Origin of the sequence: Gilvimarinus japonicus, from assembly GCF_042847215.1 — a bacterium.
GTDB lineage: Bacteria > Pseudomonadota > Gammaproteobacteria > Pseudomonadales > Cellvibrionaceae > Gilvimarinus > Gilvimarinus japonicus.
In genome coordinates this window covers 660,529-678,798 of record NZ_AP031500.1, presented here as the reverse complement: position 1 = coordinate 678,798, position 18,270 = coordinate 660,529, and the positions used below count along the sequence as shown (strand labels likewise).

The following is an 18,270-nucleotide window of genomic DNA, read 5'->3' as shown; positions in this document are numbered from 1 at the left end:
CTTTAATCGAGCTTATAAGCCTGTTTAACAAGCTTGTAGGTCAAATCGATAGCGACTTCTCGGGCTTCGTCTTCTGGTAGACGATGCTCGGCCACCAAACGCGCCAAGAAATTGCAATCCATACGGCGAGCCACATCGTGGCGCGCGGGAATCGACAAAAACGCGCGAGTATCGTCGTTAAAACCAACGGTGTTATAAAAGCCGGCCGTCTCGGTGATTTGCTCGCGGAAGCGACGCATGCCCTCTGGGCTATCGTGGAACCACCAAGAGGGACCCAACTTAAGCACCGGGTAATGCCCCGCCAAAGGCGCCAGCTCGCGGCTGTATACTGTTTCGTCCAAGGTAAAGACGATAATAGACAGACGGGTGTCATTACCGTACTTATCCAGCAGGGGTTTCAACGCGTTCACATACTCTGTTTGCGACGGAATATCGGCGCCTTTATCGCGACCAAAATCGCGGAACACGTTGGGGTTGTGGTTGCGGAACGAACCGGGGTGAATTTGCATCACCAAACCATCTTCGATACTCATGCCAGCCATTTCCGTCAGCATCTGGCCACGGAATAGCTCGGCTTCCGCAGCAGAACACTGACCGGCCAATGCTTTGGCAAATAGTGCCTCACACTCGGCATGCGACAAGTCGGCGGTCGTCGCGGTGGGGTGACCGTGGTCAGTCGAGGTGGCGCCAAACGACTTGAAGTATTCGCGACGATTCATCAAGGCCGCCAAATAGCCAGCCCACTTGCTGGTATCTTCTCCTGTAATATCACCCAACTTAGCAACGTTGGCCGCAAAACCTTCAAAGTCTGGGTCGACAACCGGATCGGGTCGATACGCGGTAATCACACCACCACCCCAACCGCTTTCGCGAATCTTTTTGTGATGCCGCAAGTCATCCAATGGCGACTCTGTGGTTGCCAAATACTCGATATTAAAGTTCTCCATTAACGAGCGCGGCAAGAACTCGGGCTTTTGCAGGTAACTGTTAATGCGCTCGTAGTAAGCGTCCGCTGTATCGCCGCTTAAAACCTGATCCAGCTCGAACACTTCTTTAAATACATAATCAAGCCACATGCGTGAAGGCGTACCACGAAACGCCCAATAATGGTCGGCAAATAAGCGCCAGATTTTTTTCGGGTCTTGCTCGACGGCAATACCAGACTTACTGGGAACCCCCAGCGACGGTAGAGAAACACCCAAGCTGTACAGCATACGAAAAACATAGTGATCGGGTTTGATCAGCAAGTCCGCCGGGTTGCCAAACGGCTGATTGTCGGCAAACCAACTCGGGTCGGTATGACCATGGGGGCTGACAATTGGCAGGCCTTTAACTTCTTGATACAGTCGACGCGCAATAGCACGGGTAGTCTCGTCCGCGGGAAACAGACGATCTGGGTGTAAATTAAGTGCACTCATGATGACATTATTACCATTGTTAGGAATTTGGGCAGAAATCAGTCTGACCAGCCTTTGGGGTTTTACGCCTTAAGGTATGACCAATTTATAGTTACAAATGCGCACGCTTATGTCAATGCCACACTTACATCAAGGCGCCAATCAAAGCTCATTAAGACTGACGACTAGCAACGCCGTACAGAGCCTACAAAGCACGTTTGGCACCCCGGATAAAGGCACACACAAATGTTATGGTTTTTACGACTATAACATGATGCAACCCGAGACCACAGATGCAAAGCGCCATAGCGCCGCGACAACTTGCAAACCGGCCTGACCAATTGTAAAATTCCGCGCGAGCGATAACGTTTAAGTAACGGCCCCACAGCACGCGGTGGCCCCAAAAATAGAGAGTGTAGACACCATGGCAAAAATTGCCTGTATCGGCGAGGTTATGATTGAGCTCGCCGCCAGCGAATCGACCGCCAACGGCCGCGAAGTTAAGGCTTTGTCCTACGCCGGCGACACCTACAATACCGTGGTGACCTTAGCGCGCCTCGGCACCGATACCGCTTATGTCACCCGCCTCGGTGACGACCACTACAGCGATGCTATTATTGCGCGCCTGCAAGCCGAACAGATCGATACAAAGTCAATCGTCCACCAAGCCGGTACCGTGCCTGGGCTATACATGATTCATAACAGCCCGGATGGTGAGCGCGAGTTTTTTTACTGGCGCTCTCAGGCGCCGGCAAGACAGCTGTTTAGCCAGCAACAAGAAATCGCGATGCTCGAAGAAACCCTCAGCGATTGCGACATGATCTATCTGTCTGGCATCACCCTAGCCGTGATCAGCACGCAAGCACGCCAGCAACTGCTGGCCTTCTTGCGCCGTTTTAAAGAGCGCGGCGGCCAAGTCGCCTTTGACAGCAACTACCGCCCTCGCCTTTGGCAGACACCCGAGCAAGCACAGCAAGCCATGAGCGAGCTGCTCTCAGTCACCGATCTGGCGCTGCTCACGCTCGACGACGAAGAGTTGCTTTGGGGCGATGAAGGCGACGCTATCGAGGCCGTTAAACAGCGCTACGCCGATGACGGCATTGCCGAGATAGTCCTTAAACGCGGCGCCGAAGACGTAATTATTCTTAATGGAGACCAGCAAACTCGCGTTGTCGTCCCCAAAGTTGCCAACATCGTCGACACCACCGCCGCCGGCGACACTTTTAACGCTGGGTACTTAGCCGCGCGCAGTGCGGGTGAATCGGCAGAGGCAGCAGCGGCGCAAGCATGCCGCTGCGCGCGAGTGATTATTCAGCACCGTGGTGGCGTGATTGACCGAGAGCTTTACCTAAGCGAGCTGGAAAAAGCCAAGCCGTAAACGAGTGCTGTGAACCCACAACCAAAAAACGGCGCCGATGCGCCGTTTTTTTTGCTGCCGTTAAAGACTAACGATATTCAGTCGGTACAAAACTCAACAGCCACTCGGCCACATCCTCTGATTGACTCGGCACATCAAGTGCGCGGTACGTCGGTTTATAATCGGGATACCCCCCCACCGCGTCCTGAGAATCAATAATACGCCCGGTTTTATTGCGCACTGAGTCAATGATACGCTGATCAACCAAGTCGCGCTCCCACGGTCTTGAACCGGCATTGTTAAGCACATGCTCGTACACATTGTTTAACTGAATGGGCTGCAAACCTTGCGGCCATACCGGCGCTTTATCAAGTAGGTTTATATCACCTTGTACTTGCGCCATATCGCCCCCATTCAAGTTTAACACTTGGTTACTCTGAAGGTAGACATCGCCCTGATATGAGACCAACGCTAAATCCGAGTAAGTATCGCGACCATAAATTAACTTGTTACCGACCACCGCGACTTTAGGATTGCCGGGTTTACGTTTGTGACCATCCCACTCGTGAGCAATATACCCCAACTGCACCGCAGCATTACCAAGGTTATACATTAGGTTGTTAACCACAACGCCGGTGGCGTGGGCTTTAAAGTAGGGATTGCGCCGATCATTATGAGCAAATAGGTTACCCACCACGGCAATTTCTTGCACGTAATCGTGAATCAAAATCCCTTTCGAGTGTTTGCCCTTTTTGTGGGTCGAGTAGTCCAACGCCTCGGCAATGATAGAGTTGCTAAAAGTAACCCGGCCAGAGGTGGCACCGGGGCCCTCGTAACGCTCACCAGAGGCCGACATGTTTTCATCAACAGCCCAGCTAGTAGAGACGTGATCAATATGAACATTCCGCGCCTGGGCGCGCGAAACACCAATACCGTCAGGCTCCCAACCCGATAGCGCAGGCTTGCCATTAGTACCTGGGCGCACGGCAATGTGGCTAATACGAACGTCATGGGTGCGAACACTTAAGCCCCCGCGAATAAGCGTAATACCGGGCGCAGGTGCTGTTTCGCCCGCCAGGGTTAAAAAAGGTTCAACAATATCGATGTTTGCTCCGGCGAGGTTTATAACACCACCCACCTCAAATACAACAACTCGCTTACCAGAGTGTGCTAACGCAGCTCGTAAACTGCCGGGGCCGTCAGCGGCCAAGGTGGTGACTTTAATTACCTCCCCTCCAGATCCCGCTGTAGTATCAACACCAAAGCCTTTCACGCTGGCAAGGTTCAACGCCTGTGCGCTAAGCGCACAGAACGAAAAAATCAATAAAGTGAAAGTTCGCAACGAGCTTAAACAAAAACCAAACTGAAGCATACAAACGACCTCTTAATGACTGGGCCGCAACCGGCGCATCAAGCTTACACCATTGGGTTACCGCGTTTACAAAGCTGAATGGCAAAACCCCAGGGGTCTTTCAACATCAACAACACCGACCCATCATTAAGACGAACATCATCAACTAGCGTGCAGCCAACCTGACACAAACGCTGGGCATCGGCCTCAGGATCATCCGAAACGAATGCCAGATGCAATGTTAACGGGTTCATAGCTGGGTAATCTGGCACTTCATCCGGCGGATTGTTGTAAATTTCAATCATCACCTTATCGGTGCTATCGGCTAAAAAGTGTGTGTGTGGCGGCTTGCTAAACTTGTGCTTAACCGTAAAACCCAAATGCTCACAATACCACTCGGCCACAGCAATAGGGTCTTTAACATTAAACGCAAAATGCTCAATTCGCATCGTCACTCACCCAATCTTATTTTTCGTAAAGGCCAAAGAAAGTCGGCAAGAACTCACTAATCGCCGGAACATAAGCCACCAACATTAACACCACCACCATTGCCGCATACATCGGCATCAGCGGCTTTATCAGTTTGGCGATAGAGGTTTTGGCAATGCCGCAGCCGACAAACAACACAGCCCCCACCGGTGGCGTACACAAACCAATACAAAGATTAAGCACCATCATAATGCCAAAGTGCAGTGGCGACATGCCAAGCTCCATGGCGACAGGCAAGAAAATCGGAGTAAAGATAAGTACCGCTGGCGTCATATCCATAAAGATACCTACCAGCAACAGCACTAAGTTAATTGTCAACAGGATAATAAAGGGGTTATCACTAAGCCCCATCAAAGTAGCACTAATATTCTGCGGAATGTTCTCGTAGCTTAGCATCCAGCTCATAGCCGTGGAGGTGGCAATCAGCAGCATAACAATTGCCGTAGTCTCGACCGCTTTGACAAATATCTCGGGAAGCTCCGGCAGCTTAACCTCTTTATACACAAATACCGATAGCAGCAACGAATACAATACCGCAATAACGCTGGCCTCTGTAGCGGTAAAGAAGCCACCGACAATACCGCCAATCACCAACACTATTAGAAACAAGCTAGGGATAGCATCCAAGGATTTTTTAGCAAGCTCTTTCGCCGTTGGCACTTTACCTACCGGGTAGCCATGTTTTTTGGCGTAAACTGCACACACTGCCATCAAACTCAGCGCCACCAATATACCGGGCAAGTATCCGGCAATAAATAATGCGGCAATTGAAACACCGCCGCTGGCCAGTGAGTAAACAATTAAAATATTGCTGGGGGGAATCAAAAGACCCGTAGTCGAAGAGGCCACCGTGACTGCGGCGGTAAAATTTTTGTCGTAGCCTTCTTTTTCCATGGTGGGAATCATAAAGCCACCAATGGCCGAGGTAGCCGCCACCGCCGAGCCAGATATCGCACCAAACAAGGTACAACTAATAATATTTACAAACGCCAAACCACCGGGCAGCATACCGATAAGCACTTTAGCAAACTCAATTAACCGATGAGCAATACCGCCGCGCCCCATTAGCAAGCCAGACAGCACAAAAAAGGGAATCGCTAACAGGGCAAAGCTATTAATCCCCCCGGCCATGCGCTGAGCAACGGTCACCGCTGCGGGACCAAAATCGATGGTAAACAGCATGGCTGCAAAGGTCGCTATGCCGATACCAATAGAGATCGGGACATTCAACACAAGCAGGACCACAAAGGTCACCAGCAAGACAATAACGGACCAATCCATCTTTCTAACCTCAAATTATGTTTATCTTGTCGGGCGTTAAACCTAGAGTAACCTAACGACTTATTCGTAAAACTCGACGTGATCCGGCTCGGGGTCACCATAGAGAATCCGGTCAACGGAGAACAATACTATTAGCACGCCACTGAGGGGGATTACACTGTAAAGATAGCCGACCTTAACTTGCAGCGCGGCTGACATTTGCTCGAGATCTAACGTCAGTAGCATTAATTTGGCACCGCCGTAAATCATAATGACGCACGCAAACAAAGTGCAAACCAAGCTGATAAAAATATCCAACTTGCGCTTAGCCTTGCCTTCTAATTGTTGCGAAAGGATATCTAACCCCAAGTGTGCTTTTTTCCGGTAAGCGTAAGCAGCGCCCAGCAGACCAATCCACACCAACAAAAAGCGTGCTAGCTCTTCGGTATAGGAGCTTGGCTCTTGCAACACAAAACGCGTCGCCACCTGCCACGTTACATCCAGCACCATGATAGCCATCAGCAAGCCTAAAAAAGCGCCCAGAATTTTTTCTATAGTTGCAGTTAATTGCTTCATGAGTCAGATCTTCAATTACATGGCTTTAAAAGTTTGGATCAAGTCGTACAGCTCGGTGCCTTTATAAGATTCATGCATCGGCTCCACGCGCTCCATAAACGGCTTTTTATCCGGACGAATTACCGTGACACCTGCCGCCTCAACCGCCGCCAGCGCTTCGGCGGTAGACTCGGCCCACAGTTTGCGCTCATAAACCACCGCCTCATCCATCGCCTGCTGCAACCACTGCTGCTGCTGCGCGTTGAGGTGGTTCCAAATATAGCTTGAAATCAAAACGATATCCGGCACATAGGTGTGCTCGTTTAGCGTGTAAAACTTACTTACCTCGTAATGCTTCGAGGTATAAAAACTTGGTGGGTTGTTCTCCGCGCCGTCGACAACTCCCTGGGAAAGCGCGGTGTACAACTCTCCCCAAGAAATCGGCGTACCAGAGCCACCCAGCGCTTGCACCATACGCAGCGCCGTTTGACTTTGCTGCACACGAATTTTTAGCCCTTTGAGATCTTCTGGTGAATGCACCGGCGTATCGGTGGTATAAAAGCTGCGGCTGCCCGCATCAAAATAACCTAAACCGCGCAAGTTTACCGAGTCGCCAGAAAGCAACAGCTTCTCGCCTTCGGCACTATTCAAAACACGCCAAAAGTGCTCGTTATCGCGGAATACGTAGGGGATGTTAAATACCTTCATGGCCGGTACAAAGCCTTCCATGGGGCTTGAAGAGACTTTCGTCATGGCGAGCGAACCAATTTGCAACAGCTCCATTAGCTCGCGCTCGTCGCCCAACTGGCCGCCGGGATAGATGTCGATTTTCATTTTGCCACCCGAGATACTCTCAAGCCGATCGGACATAAACACGATCGCTTTGTGTACCGGGTGGGTTTGATCAAGACTGTGAGCCATTTTTAGCGTTTTAACGTCCGCCTCTTTGCCGCAAGCGGCGACCACAACACACACAGCCAATAATAATAGAGATTTAATACAGCTCTTACCCATCTCACATCTCACAGGTTTTTATATTTATTTACGTAGGCTCCGAATCATACAGGGTATAAAAAGAGCGGGCTATCAGAATAGAGTCAAAGGGACAACAAGTGCGCCCTAGCCACCTCTGAGTCACCCGCACAACCTAAGCAGAGACTTAGGAGAGCCACATTAATTGGTTAAGCCGATAGTTATTCACCGCCAACTAACGCACGACTAGACCATCAGCGCGATAGACAAAAGGCGGGACACAAACAACCTGCCTGACCAATTGTGGTGATAGTTACATATTGGACTACCAAAAACAAGGGGTGGCTGACCACTTTTTACCGCACGCGATGACAATCCACGCTCGCGAAGAGGCGCGCTAAGCAAAAGTTGGCGCTAAAGGCTCGGAATACCTAAAAAAAGATATGAAATAGAGAGGAAAAAAAACGGGCCAACAAGTGGCCCGTAAAAGTGCACGCTATCGTACTAACAACAAAGTTGCCCATGTAAGAGCGTCATGCTGCGCCTTCAGGCTCGACTATTAATCGTCAGGCGATGCCCATATCGCCAGCCCTAGACTACGGCAACCTCAACAAAGGTGTCGTTACCGTTAACGATAACACTACCGAACCAAAGAGAAGCCGTCAACAGATTTTTTAAAAATAAGGGATTTGGTCCGTCCAGAAAAGGCTTGGGTCGCGAGACCCAAACAGGACGGGCTTATTCACCTACTGTTGAGCTACGCACTACGATTGAGTGCGGCAGAATATCTCGCTTGTTGAGTTTAATCCCAAGCAAGCTATCCGCTCTAATGGCCTCGATAAGGAGATCCACCGAATCTGTCGACATCTGATCGATAGGTTGTTTAACAGTGGTTAATTGCGGCCATATGGAGCGCGCAATGGCGGTGTCATCAAAGCCTGCCACAGCAATGTCTTCGGGCACACGCAGGCCACGGCGATGAACCGTGGCTATCACGGCGCTGGCCATATCATCGTTACTGGCAAAAATAGCACTAACCGGCTCACCCGAGTCCAAAATCTCTTCACATGCGGTCATCCCGCCGGCAAAGTTAAAATCCCCTTCGGTTACCAGCGCCTCATTGATGGCTAAGCCATGGCTCGCAAGGGCATCGCAAAAGCCCCGGTAGCGGGTAGCGGCAACACCCTGATGGCAGTCACCTTTAATAAACCCGATATTTTTATGGCCGGCATCAATCAGGTGCTCGGTCATTTCGTAGGTCGCCTGATAATCGTCAATGGAGACAAACGCAGAGCGATCAAGCTCTAAACCTGGCCCCACTCGCACGTAGCGCACATTGGCATCTTCCAATGCATCCAGCAAAGGCAAAAACTCACACAGCGGTGGTGGTAGGATCACACCGTCCAGCATATAGCGGCTGGTAAGCTCGCTAACAGTCTCTTCGACGTTATCGGCACCGTAGGTACAGGACTCTAGCACGAGATGGTAACCAAGCTCGTTACAGCGTTGGAGCACGCCAATCAGGTACTGACTGATGTAGCTGCCTAGAGAGTTATCGTAGAAAAAACCCAGCAGGTACGACTGCGAGCCAGACAAGCTACGCGCCGAGACATTGAGTCGATAGTTCAGGGCATCCACAGCCTCCATCACTCGATCGTGTGTCGACTCGGACACTTTATCGTTGTTGAGCACTCTAGACACTGTCATGATTGAAACGCCTGCACGACTGGCGACGTCCTTCATGGTGACTTTTTTCGCTTTTCCGGTCCGCTCTCTGGTACTCATTAATCCACTTATCCAACCGTAGGTGACTGTCCGGTGCAGAACCGCTTTAGGCATCGCATTGGCGAGTTTTCCTGAATGGTCAACCCCAATGCCCCACCCTACTTTTCTGCGAAGGGCTTCTTGATACCATAAATACAAAAAAAACGCCACGAGGGCGTTTTTTTTGTGCGATCAACAAGCAAAATATTACTCGATGATTTTGGCAACCACACCGGCACCAACGGTACGTCCACCTTCGCGAATCGCAAAGCGCAGACCGTCTTCCATGGCTACTGGGTGAATCAGGGTAACACTCATTTGAATGTTATCGCCTGGCATTACCATCTCAACGCCTTCTGGCAACTCACAAGCGCCGGTTACGTCGGTTGTACGGAAGTAGAACTGTGGACGGTAGCCTTTAAAGAAAGGCGTGTGACGACCACCTTCGTCTTTCGACAAAACGTACACTTCGGCTTCAAACTTGGCGTGCGGCTTAACAGAACCTGGCTTGGCCAACACTTGACCGCGCTCGATCTCGTCACGCTTAGTACCACGCAGCAGAACACCTACGTTCTCACCCGCACGGCCTTCGTCCAGCATTTTGCGGAACATCTCAACACCGGTACAGGTGGTTTTGGTGGTGTCTTTAATGCCGACAACTTCAAGGTCATCACCAACATTAACGATACCGCGCTCAACACGACCGGTAACAACCGTACCACGACCTGAGATGGAGAATACGTCTTCCACTGGCATCAGGAACGGCTGATCGATCGCACGCTCTGGCTCTGGGATGTAAGAGTCCAGGCTTTCTACCAGCTTCTTAACAGCGGTAGTACCCAGCTCGTTGTCGTCTTCACCGTTCAGAGCCATCAAGGCAGAACCTGGGATGATCGGAGTGTCGTCACCTGGGAAGTCGTAGGCGTCAAGCAGCTCACGCAGTTCCATCTCGACCAATTCCAGCATTTCGTTGTACTCTTCAGTGCCAACGCCGCCGCAATCTTCCGCCAACAGGTCTGCTTTGTTCAGGAACACAACAATAAAAGGTACACCAACCTGACGAGACAGCAGGATGTGCTCGCGGGTTTGTGGCATTGGGCCATCGGTAGCGCCACACACCAAAATCGCGCCATCCATCTGGGCAGCACCGGTGATCATGTTTTTAACGTAGTCGGCGTGACCGGGGCAATCCACGTGAGCGTAGTGACGCTCTGGTGAGTCGTACTCAACGTGTGAGGTGGCGATGGTGATACCGCGCTCACGCTCTTCCGGTGCGTTATCAATACCGTCAAACGCCATTGCTGAACCGCTACCCCATACTTCCGCACATACGCGGGTCAGAGCTGCTGTCAGAGTGGTTTTGCCGTGGTCAACGTGACCGATGGTGCCCACATTGACGTGGGGTTTATTACGTTCAAATTTCTCTTTAGCCACTTTACTATCCTCTAAAATGAATCAATCAGAATCAATTATTCACTTACCCGCCGTTTACTTGCATGACAGCATCGGTAACATTTTTTGGCGCTTCGACATAACCCAAAAACTCCATGCTATAAGTAGCACGACCTTGGGTTGCGGAGCGCAGATCGGTTGCGTAACCAAACATCTCGGCCAGCGGCACTTCGGCATTAACAACCTTACCCATGGAGCTTTCATCCATGCCCTGGATGACACCGCGACGGCGATTTAAGTCGCCGACAACGTCACCCATATTTGCTTCGGGGGTTACCACTTCAACCTTCATCATCGGCTCAAGCAATACCGCGCCACCATCTTGGGCCAACTTTTTAGTCGCCATAGAGGCAGCAATTTTAAAGGCCATTTCATTGGAGTCCACATCGTGGAACGAACCGTCGTACAAGGTTGCCTTTAAACCCAACAGCGGGTACCCAGCCAGAACACCGTTTTGCATCTGCTCTTCGATGCCCTTACTAACGGCCGGAATATATTCTTTGGGGACCGAGCCGCCAACAATTTCGTTTACAAAAACGAGACCTTCGGCATTGTCGTCATCCGCTGGCTCAAACTTAATCCACACATGACCGTACTGACCGCGCCCGCCAGACTGACGAACAAACTTGCCTTCGATCTCACAAGTGTTGGAAATACGTTCACGATACGCCACTTGCGGCTTACCGATATTCGCCTCGACATTAAACTCACGACGCATGCGGTCAACAATAATGTCTAGGTGTAGCTCACCCATGCCACCAATAATGGTTTGGCCGGTTTCTTCATCGGTCTTAACACTAAACGACGGGTCTTCTTGCGCCAACTTGCCCAACGCCACACCCATTTTTTCTTGGTCCGCTTGGCTTTTGGGCTCCACTGCCACGTGGATAACGGGCTCGGGAAACTCCATTCGCTCTAGCGTGATAATACTTTTAGGCGAACACAAAGTATCCCCCGTCGTAACATCTTTAAAGCCAATGCCAGCCGCGATATCACCTGCGAGAACTTCTTTAATTTCCTGGCGATCGTTCGCGTGCATTTGCACCATGCGGCCGACACGCTCTTTTTTACTTTTAACCGGATTAAAAACGGTATCGCCGGTACTTAAAGTGCCGGAGTATACCCTGAAGAAGGTTAAGGTTCCGACAAAGGGGTCGGTGGCTATTTTAAAGGCAAGTGCCGCGAAGGGGGCGTTGTCGTCGGCCTCGCGGGCTTCGACGGTTTCGCCATCGTCTAGCACACCCTCAATAGCGTGCACCTGATTAGGCGCTGGCAGGTACTCGACCACTGCATCCAATACAGCTTGCACACCTTTGTTTTTAAATGCCGAACCACCCAGCACAGGGACAATCTCATTGGCCAGCGTGCGTTTGCGCAGCGCGGCTTTAATCTCTTCCTCAGAGAGCTCTTCGCCCTCTAAGTATTTGTTCATTAAATCATCATCGGCCTCGGCCGCAGCCTCAACCAAATACTCACGCATCTCGTCGCAAGTGGCCTGCAGCTCCTCTGGGATATCGGCATAATCAAAGGTCATCCCTTGATCATCTGGATTCCACAGGATCGCCTGCATTTTTACCAGGTCAACAACCCCTTTAAACTCGTCTTCCGAGCCAATGGTCATCTGCAAGGGCACAGCGTTAGCGCCAAGGCGGTCGCGCAGCTGCTCAACCACTCTCATATAGTTAGCGCCAGTGCGATCCATCTTATTGACGAACACCAAACGCGGCACATGGTACTTATTAGCTTGACGCCAAACAGTCTCGGTTTGCGGCTGCACACCAGACGAGCCGCACAACACCACAACAGTACCGTCGAGTACGCGCAAAGAGCGCTCTACTTCAATGGTGAAGTCAACGTGTCCCGGGGTGTCAATAATATTGATGCGGTGCTCATCAAACTGCTTACGCATACCACTCCAAAAAGTGGTAACCGCCGCGGAGGTAATGGTGATTCCACGCTCTTGCTCTTGCGCCATCCAATCGGTGGTCGCCGCGCCGTCGTGTACTTCACCAATCTTGTGGGATAAACCCGTATAGAAGAGAACGCGCTCGGTGGTCGTTGTTTTGCCAGCATCCACATGCGCACAAATACCGATGTTGCGGTAGCGTGCAATTGGAGTTTTACGTGCCACGGCTGCAGTCCCCGATGTTTGATTCTCAAATAGTAAAAGGCAGCCATAACAGCTGCCTTTCGTTTCTCACCGTTTGCAAACTTAGAAACGGAAGTGAGAGAACGCTTTGTTGGCCTCGGCCATACGGTGTACATCTTCACGCTTTTTAACCGCAGAACCTTTATTCTGCGAAGCGTCAATCAGCTCACCAGCCAGACGCTGAGGCATAGACTTCTCGCCCCGGCCACGTGAGTAATCCACCAACCAGCGCATTGCCAGTGCCGAGCGACGTGCTGGACGCACCTCAACAGGCACTTGGTAGGTAGCACCACCCACACGGCGAGATTTAACCTCGACCAGTGGAGCAATGTTATCCAGTGCTTCATCGAACACTTCGATAGGATCGCGGTTAAGCTTTTCTTTCACAATGTCCATAGCGCCGTACACGATGCTCTCGGCAACGGCTTTTTTACCACTGATCATCACGTGGTTCATGAACTTTGCCAGAGTAACATTGCCGTATTTGGGATCCGGCAAGATCTCGCGTTTCGCGACAACTCTTCTTCTTGGCATTTTAATAGCCTCTCTTCAGGATTTGTCTAAGACGACTTCCACTTTAGTGGTCTGCGCTTAGCCTTACTCGGTTCTACACCGAAAACGTATGTCTTGAGTCAGCGCGAAGCTTACTTAGGACGTTTGGTACCGTACTTAGAACGACCCTGCTTACGGTTGTTAACACCGGCTGTATCCAGTGAACCGCGAACAGTGTGGTAGCGCACACCAGGCAAATCTTTTACACGACCGCCACGAATGAGTACTACGCTGTGCTCTTGCAAGTTGTGCCCTTCACCACCAATGTAGGAGGTCACCTCAAAACCGTTGGTCAGACGAACACGACATACTTTACGCAGTGCTGAGTTCGGCTTCTTCGGTGTAGTGGTGTAAACGCGGGTACATACGCCACGTTTTTGCGGGTTAGCTTGTAGAGCAGGAACGTCGCTCTTTTGAACCTTACGTTTTCTCGGCTTACGAACCAACTGGTTGATCGTTGCCATGAAAATAAACTCCACAGATATATAAACGCCTCAAATGAGGCTCGTTAATAGAGGATGACTTTACCATCCCCCCACTTCAAAGAAAGTGGGTGGCGCATTGTAATGACGCCACCCACTCTCGTCAAGGCGGAATTGAGCAAAAATCACTCTACCGGGCCAACAGCCCGGCCCGCCCTGTTGGCCCCGCGGGGCCAATCTTACTCGCTGCTAGACTTTAGAGCCTCGGTCAATGCCGCTTCGACATCTTCGGCACTAACACCTGTTTCAGCCAGCTCGATCTGCTCATCACGCACACGCTTGCGTTCAGCATGGTAAGCAAGACCAGTACCGGCCGGAATAAGGCGCCCAACAACAACGTTCTCTTTCAGGCCGCGCAGACCATCTCGCTTACCGGTAACAGCCGCTTCCGTCAGCACACGGGTCGTTTCCTGGAAGGAGGCCGCCGAGATAAACGACTCAGTCGCCAACGACGCTTTGGTAATACCCAGCAACTGACGCTCAAAACGTGCAGGCTGTTTATCTTCAGCGCGCAAACGCTCGTTCTCAATCAGCACATTGGTGTATTCCACCTGCTCACCTTTTACGAAGCTCGAGTCACCCATTCCGGTAATCTCAACTTTGCGCAGCATCTGACGAACGATCGTTTCGATATGCTTATCGTTGATCTTTACGCCCTGTAAGCGGTAAACGTCCTGAATCTCATTAGTGATATAGCTCGCCAGAGCCTCAACACCTTTAAGACGCAAAATATCATGCGGGTTACTCGGGCCATCAGAGACAACCTCACCCTTCACGACTTGCTCACCCTCAAACACAGTCAACTGACGATGCTTAGGAATCAGCACTTCGTAATGAGTCGAGCCATCGTCCAGCGGCTGACCATCGCTAGGGGTAATCACCAAACGACGCTTGCCTTTGGTCTCTTTACCGAAGGTTACCGTACCCGATATCTCCGCCAAAATTGACGGCTCTTTCGGTTTGCGCGCTTCAAACAGGTCGGCTACCCGAGGTAGACCACCGGTAATATCGCGGGTCTTAGAGCCCTCTTGCGGGATACGCGCCAGTACGTCACCAACCTCAATGTCATCATTATCATTGATGCTCAAGATCGCGTGCGCGGGTAGCAAGTAGTGGGCCGGCATCGTGGTGTTCGGCAGACACAGGTCATTGCCATTAGCGTCGGTCAAGGTAATCGCAGGACGCATGTCCTTACCAGCCGACGGCCGCTCTGACGGGTCCATTACCTCGATCGATGAAAGGCCAGTCAGTTCGTCAGTTTGACGACGTACCGACAGGTTGTCCTCCATACCGGAGCAGTTAACTTTACCCGCCACCTCGGTCACGATGGGGTGAGTGTGCGGATCCCATTTGGCGATTACTTGGCCGCCTTCGACATGCTCGCCATCTTTAACAGAAATAACAGCGCCGTAAGGAATCTTATAGCGCTCGCGCTCACTGCCCGCGGCATCAGCCACAGCCAACTCACCAGAGCGAGACACTGCAACCAAATTACCGGCCTTGTTCGTCACAACTTTAATGTTGATCAGACGCACGGTACCTTCTTGCTTAACCTGTACGTTATCGGCAGCAGAGGCACGCGATGCCGCACCACCGATGTGGAAGGTACGCATAGTCAGCTGGGTACCCGGCTCACCAATAGACTGCGCGGCGATAACACCGACAGACTCACCGATGTTGGCACGGTGACCACGAGCCAAGTCACGACCGTAGCACATAGAGCAAATACCGGTGCGCGCATCACAGGTGATCGGCGAGCGCACCAGCACTTCATCGATACCCATGCCTTCAACGCGATCAACCCAAGCCTCATCAATCATAGTGCCAGCAGACACCAAAATTTCATCGCTGCCAGGACGGACTACGTCGCGCGCAACAATACGACCAAGGATACGATCGCCTAGCGATTCGATTACGTCGCCGCCTTCAATCACAGGCGCCATTTCCAGGCCTTCGTCGGTACCACAGTCGATGTGGGTCACAACCAAGTCTTGCGCAACATCCACCAGGCGACGGGTTAAGTAACCGGAGTTAGCGGTTTTCAGTGCGGTATCAGCCAAACCTTTACGCGCACCGTGCGTCGAAATAAAGTACTGACCAACGTTCAGACCTTCACGGAAGTTCGCCGTAATCGGCGCTTCAATAATAGAGCCATCCGGTTTTGCCATCAGACCACGCATACCCGCCAACTGACGAATCTGCGCTGGGCTACCACGAGCGCCGGAATCAGCGTACATATAAACCGAGTTGAACGAGGTTTGTTGCTCTTCTTCGCCGTCGCGGTTAATCACGCTTTCAAAGCTGATACCGTCCATCATCGATTTGGCGACCAGATCGTTCGCACGCGACCAGATATCAATAACTTTGTTGTACTTCTCACCCTGGGTTACCAGACCAGAAGCAAACTGGCTTTCAATTTCTTTTACTTCGCCTTCGGCGCGAGCAACAATTTCGTACTTTTCATCGGGGATAGCAAAATCATTCACACCGATAGACGAGCCAGACTTAGTTGAGAAGTCGTAACCCATGTACATCAGCTGATCGGCAAAAATAACCGTCGACTTAAGGCCAACCACACGGTAACAGTGGTTGATAACCGCCGAGATAGCCTTTTTAACCATTGGGCGATCAACCATCTCGAAGGGAATACCTTCGGGCACAATATCCCACAACAACATACGACCAACGGTGGTATCGACGATGCGAACATCGTCATGCTTCTCACCTTCGGTTCCGATAATGGTTTCGTGGATGCGCACTTTAATACGCGCTTGCAGCTCTACCTGCTTACCATAATAAGCACGGGAAACTTCTTCGATATCGGCAAATACCATGCCTTCACCCTGAGCATTAATACGCTCACGAGTCATCCAGTAAAGCCCCAACACCACGTCTTGCGACGGTACGATAATTGGCTCACCAGAGGCAGGCGACAGGATATTGTTGGTCGACATCATTAGCGCGCGAGCTTCGAGCTGCGCTTCCAGAGTCAGCGGAACGTGAACCGCCATCTGGTCACCGTCAAAGTCGGCGTTATAGGCGGCACAAACCAGCGGGTGCAACTGAATCGCTTTACCTTCAATCAGGACCGGCTCAAACGCCTGGATACCCAAACGGTGAAGGGTCGGTGCGCGGTTCAGCAGTACCGGGTGCTCACGAATCACTTCGTCGAGAATATCCCAAACGACCGCCTCTTCGCGCTCAACCATTTTCTTAGCGGCTTTAATTGTCGTGGCCAGACCACGCAACTCAAGCTTGCTAAAGATAAAAGGCTTAAACAGCTCAAGAGCCATCTTTTTAGGCAAGCCACACTGGTGCAAACGCAGAGTTGGACCAACCACAATCACCGAACGGCCAGAGTAGTCGACACGTTTACCCAACAGGTTCTGACGGAAACGACCCTGCTTACCTTTGATCATGTCAGCCAAAGATTTTAGCGGGCGCTTGTTAGAGCCGGTAATCGCACGGCCGCGACGGCCGTTATCCAACAAGGCGTCGACCGACTCTTGCAGCATACGCTTTTCGTTGCGCACAATAATATCCGGCGCATTCAGATCGAGCAGACGCTTCAAGCGGTTGTTACGGTTGATCACTCGGCGATACAAATCGTTCAGATCTGAGGTCGCAAAGCGGCCGCCGTCCAGCGGCACCAACGGGCGCAAATCCGGCGGCAACACAGGCAGCACTTCCATTACCATCCACTCTGGATCATTACCAGAGAAGTGGAAAGCCTCAAGCAACTTCAGACGCTTAGAGAACTTTTTAATTTTAGTTTCCGAGTTGGTGTTCGGAATCTCTTCGCGCAAAAACTGAATCTCTTCTTCGAGATTAATCGCTGACATTAAGTTCTTGATCGCCTCAGCACCCATCAGTGCTTCGAATTCGTCGCCGAACTCTTCCATCGATTCAAAATACTGTTCGTCAGTCAGCAATTGCCCACGCTCAAGCGTGGTCATGCCCGGATCGGTCACGACATATGACTCGAAGTACAACACGCGCTCGATATCGCGCAGCGTCATATCCAGCAGCAAGCCGATACGGCTTGGCAGCGACTTCAAAAACCAAATGTGAGCAACGGGGCTTGCCAGCTCGATATGGCCCATACGCTCACGGCGCACTTTAGCCAACGTCACTTCAACGCCACATTTTTCACAAATAATGCCGCGGTGCTTCATGCGCTTATACTTGCCGCACAAACATTCGTAGTCTTTTACCGGGCCAAAAATTTTGGCACAGAACAGGCCTTCGCGCTCAGGCTTGAAGGTCCGGTAGTTAATGGTCTCAGGCTTTTTAACTTCGCCAAAAGACCAAGAGCGAATCATTTCTGGTGATGCCAGACCGATACGGATCGCATCGAATTCTTCGACTTGTCCCTGGGACTTGAGCAGATTAAGTAAGTCTTTCAAGGCACTTCCTCCAGTGGGCTCCAGTAAGTGCAATTTGCACAATGAGCGGGGGCCTAACCCCCGCGCTTACCGATTGTGTATCAG

The 18,270-nt window shown here is 51.3% G+C and carries 13 protein-coding genes; 1 reads left to right on the top strand and 12 read right to left on the bottom strand.

Annotated features, from left to right (window positions below; genetic code table 11):
* Window positions 1–2 precede the first annotated feature (2 nt).
* Window positions 3–1,418 (bottom strand): glucuronate isomerase, encoded by a 1,416-nt coding sequence (gene uxaC, locus ACGHAD_RS02850; protein ID WP_339618052.1) that lies wholly within the window; start codon window positions 1,416–1,418, stop codon window positions 3–5.
* A gap of 403 nt (window positions 1,419–1,821) precedes the next feature.
* Here uxaC and ACGHAD_RS02845 point away from each other — a divergent pair, with 403 nt between their 5' ends.
* Window positions 1,822–2,775, top strand: coding sequence for a sugar kinase (locus ACGHAD_RS02845; RefSeq protein WP_382417387.1), 954 nt, complete (start codon window positions 1,822–1,824; stop codon window positions 2,773–2,775).
* 67 nt (window positions 2,776–2,842) lie between these two features.
* Here the strand turns inward: ACGHAD_RS02845 and ACGHAD_RS02840 are convergent, their stop codons facing one another.
* From ACGHAD_RS02840 to rpoC, 11 genes are all read right to left on the bottom strand, one after another.
* Window positions 2,843–4,126, bottom strand: a complete 1,284-nt coding sequence (locus ACGHAD_RS02840) for a right-handed parallel beta-helix repeat-containing protein (protein WP_339618050.1) — start codon at window positions 4,124–4,126, stop codon at window positions 2,843–2,845.
* Window positions 4,127–4,170: 44 nt separating this feature from the next.
* Window positions 4,171–4,554: a VOC family protein gene (locus tag ACGHAD_RS02835; RefSeq protein ID WP_339618056.1), complete on the bottom strand. Its 384-nt coding sequence runs from the start codon at window positions 4,552–4,554 to the stop codon at window positions 4,171–4,173.
* Between the two features lie 16 nt (window positions 4,555–4,570).
* Entirely contained in the window at window positions 4,571–5,875 is a 1,305-nt protein-coding gene (locus ACGHAD_RS02830; protein ID WP_339618049.1) for a TRAP transporter large permease, read from the bottom strand.
* Between the two features lie 60 nt (window positions 5,876–5,935).
* Window positions 5,936–6,430, bottom strand: a complete 495-nt coding sequence (locus ACGHAD_RS02825) for a TRAP transporter small permease (protein WP_339618048.1) — start codon at window positions 6,428–6,430, stop codon at window positions 5,936–5,938.
* 15 nt (window positions 6,431–6,445) lie between these two features.
* Window positions 6,446–7,423 carry a TRAP transporter substrate-binding protein gene (locus ACGHAD_RS02820; protein ID WP_382417384.1) on the bottom strand — a complete coding sequence of 326 codons (978 nt, stop codon included), beginning with the start codon at window positions 7,421–7,423 and terminating at the stop codon, window positions 6,446–6,448.
* A 696-nt stretch (window positions 7,424–8,119) separates the two neighbouring features.
* A complete protein-coding gene (locus ACGHAD_RS02815) occupies window positions 8,120–9,124 on the bottom strand; it encodes a LacI family DNA-binding transcriptional regulator (protein WP_382417486.1) in 1,005 nt (334 codons plus the stop codon).
* Window positions 9,125–9,352: 228 nt separating this feature from the next.
* Entirely contained in the window at window positions 9,353–10,579 is a 1,227-nt protein-coding gene (gene tuf / locus ACGHAD_RS02810; RefSeq protein WP_382413938.1) for an elongation factor Tu, read from the bottom strand.
* A 43-nt stretch (window positions 10,580–10,622) separates the two neighbouring features.
* On the bottom strand, window positions 10,623–12,728 hold the full coding sequence (fusA, locus tag ACGHAD_RS02805) for an elongation factor G (RefSeq protein WP_339618136.1): 2,106 nt from the start codon (window positions 12,726–12,728) through the stop codon (window positions 10,623–10,625).
* A gap of 81 nt (window positions 12,729–12,809) precedes the next feature.
* On the bottom strand, window positions 12,810–13,280 hold the full coding sequence (rpsG, locus tag ACGHAD_RS02800; protein ID WP_339618137.1) for a 30S ribosomal protein S7: 471 nt from the start codon (window positions 13,278–13,280) through the stop codon (window positions 12,810–12,812).
* Window positions 13,281–13,390: 110 nt separating this feature from the next.
* A complete protein-coding gene (gene rpsL, locus ACGHAD_RS02795; RefSeq protein WP_041524457.1) occupies window positions 13,391–13,762 on the bottom strand; it encodes a 30S ribosomal protein S12 in 372 nt (123 codons plus the stop codon).
* 197 nt (window positions 13,763–13,959) lie between these two features.
* Window positions 13,960–18,186 (bottom strand): DNA-directed RNA polymerase subunit beta', encoded by a 4,227-nt coding sequence (gene rpoC / locus ACGHAD_RS02790; RefSeq protein WP_339618138.1) that lies wholly within the window; start codon window positions 18,184–18,186, stop codon window positions 13,960–13,962.
* Between the last annotated feature and the right edge of the window lie 84 nt (window positions 18,187–18,270).

Excerpts from the sequence above, each read along its gene's own strand:
- uxaC (WP_339618052.1), bottom strand. The coding sequence starts at position 1,418 with ATGAGTGCACTTAATTTACACCCAGATCGTCTGTTTCCCGCGGACGAG.
- ACGHAD_RS02845 (WP_382417387.1), top strand. The coding sequence starts at position 1,822 with ATGGCAAAAATTGCCTGTATCGGCGAGGTTATGATTGAGCTCGCCGCC.
- ACGHAD_RS02840 (WP_339618050.1), bottom strand. The coding sequence starts at position 4,126 with ATGCTTCAGTTTGGTTTTTGTTTAAGCTCGTTGCGAACTTTCACTTTA.
- ACGHAD_RS02835 (WP_339618056.1), bottom strand. The coding sequence starts at position 4,554 with ATGCGAATTGAGCATTTTGCGTTTAATGTTAAAGACCCTATTGCTGTG.
- ACGHAD_RS02830 (WP_339618049.1), bottom strand. The coding sequence starts at position 5,875 with ATGGATTGGTCCGTTATTGTCTTGCTGGTGACCTTTGTGGTCCTGCTT.
- ACGHAD_RS02825 (WP_339618048.1), bottom strand. The coding sequence starts at position 6,430 with ATGAAGCAATTAACTGCAACTATAGAAAAAATTCTGGGCGCTTTTTTA.
- ACGHAD_RS02820 (WP_382417384.1), bottom strand. The coding sequence starts at position 7,423 with ATGGGTAAGAGCTGTATTAAATCTCTATTATTATTGGCTGTGTGTGTT.
- ACGHAD_RS02815 (WP_382417486.1), bottom strand. The coding sequence starts at position 9,124 with ATGAAGGACGTCGCCAGTCGTGCAGGCGTTTCAATCATGACAGTGTCT.
- rpsG (WP_339618137.1), bottom strand. The coding sequence starts at position 13,280 with ATGCCAAGAAGAAGAGTTGTCGCGAAACGCGAGATCTTGCCGGATCCC.
- rpsL (WP_041524457.1), bottom strand. The coding sequence starts at position 13,762 with ATGGCAACGATCAACCAGTTGGTTCGTAAGCCGAGAAAACGTAAGGTT.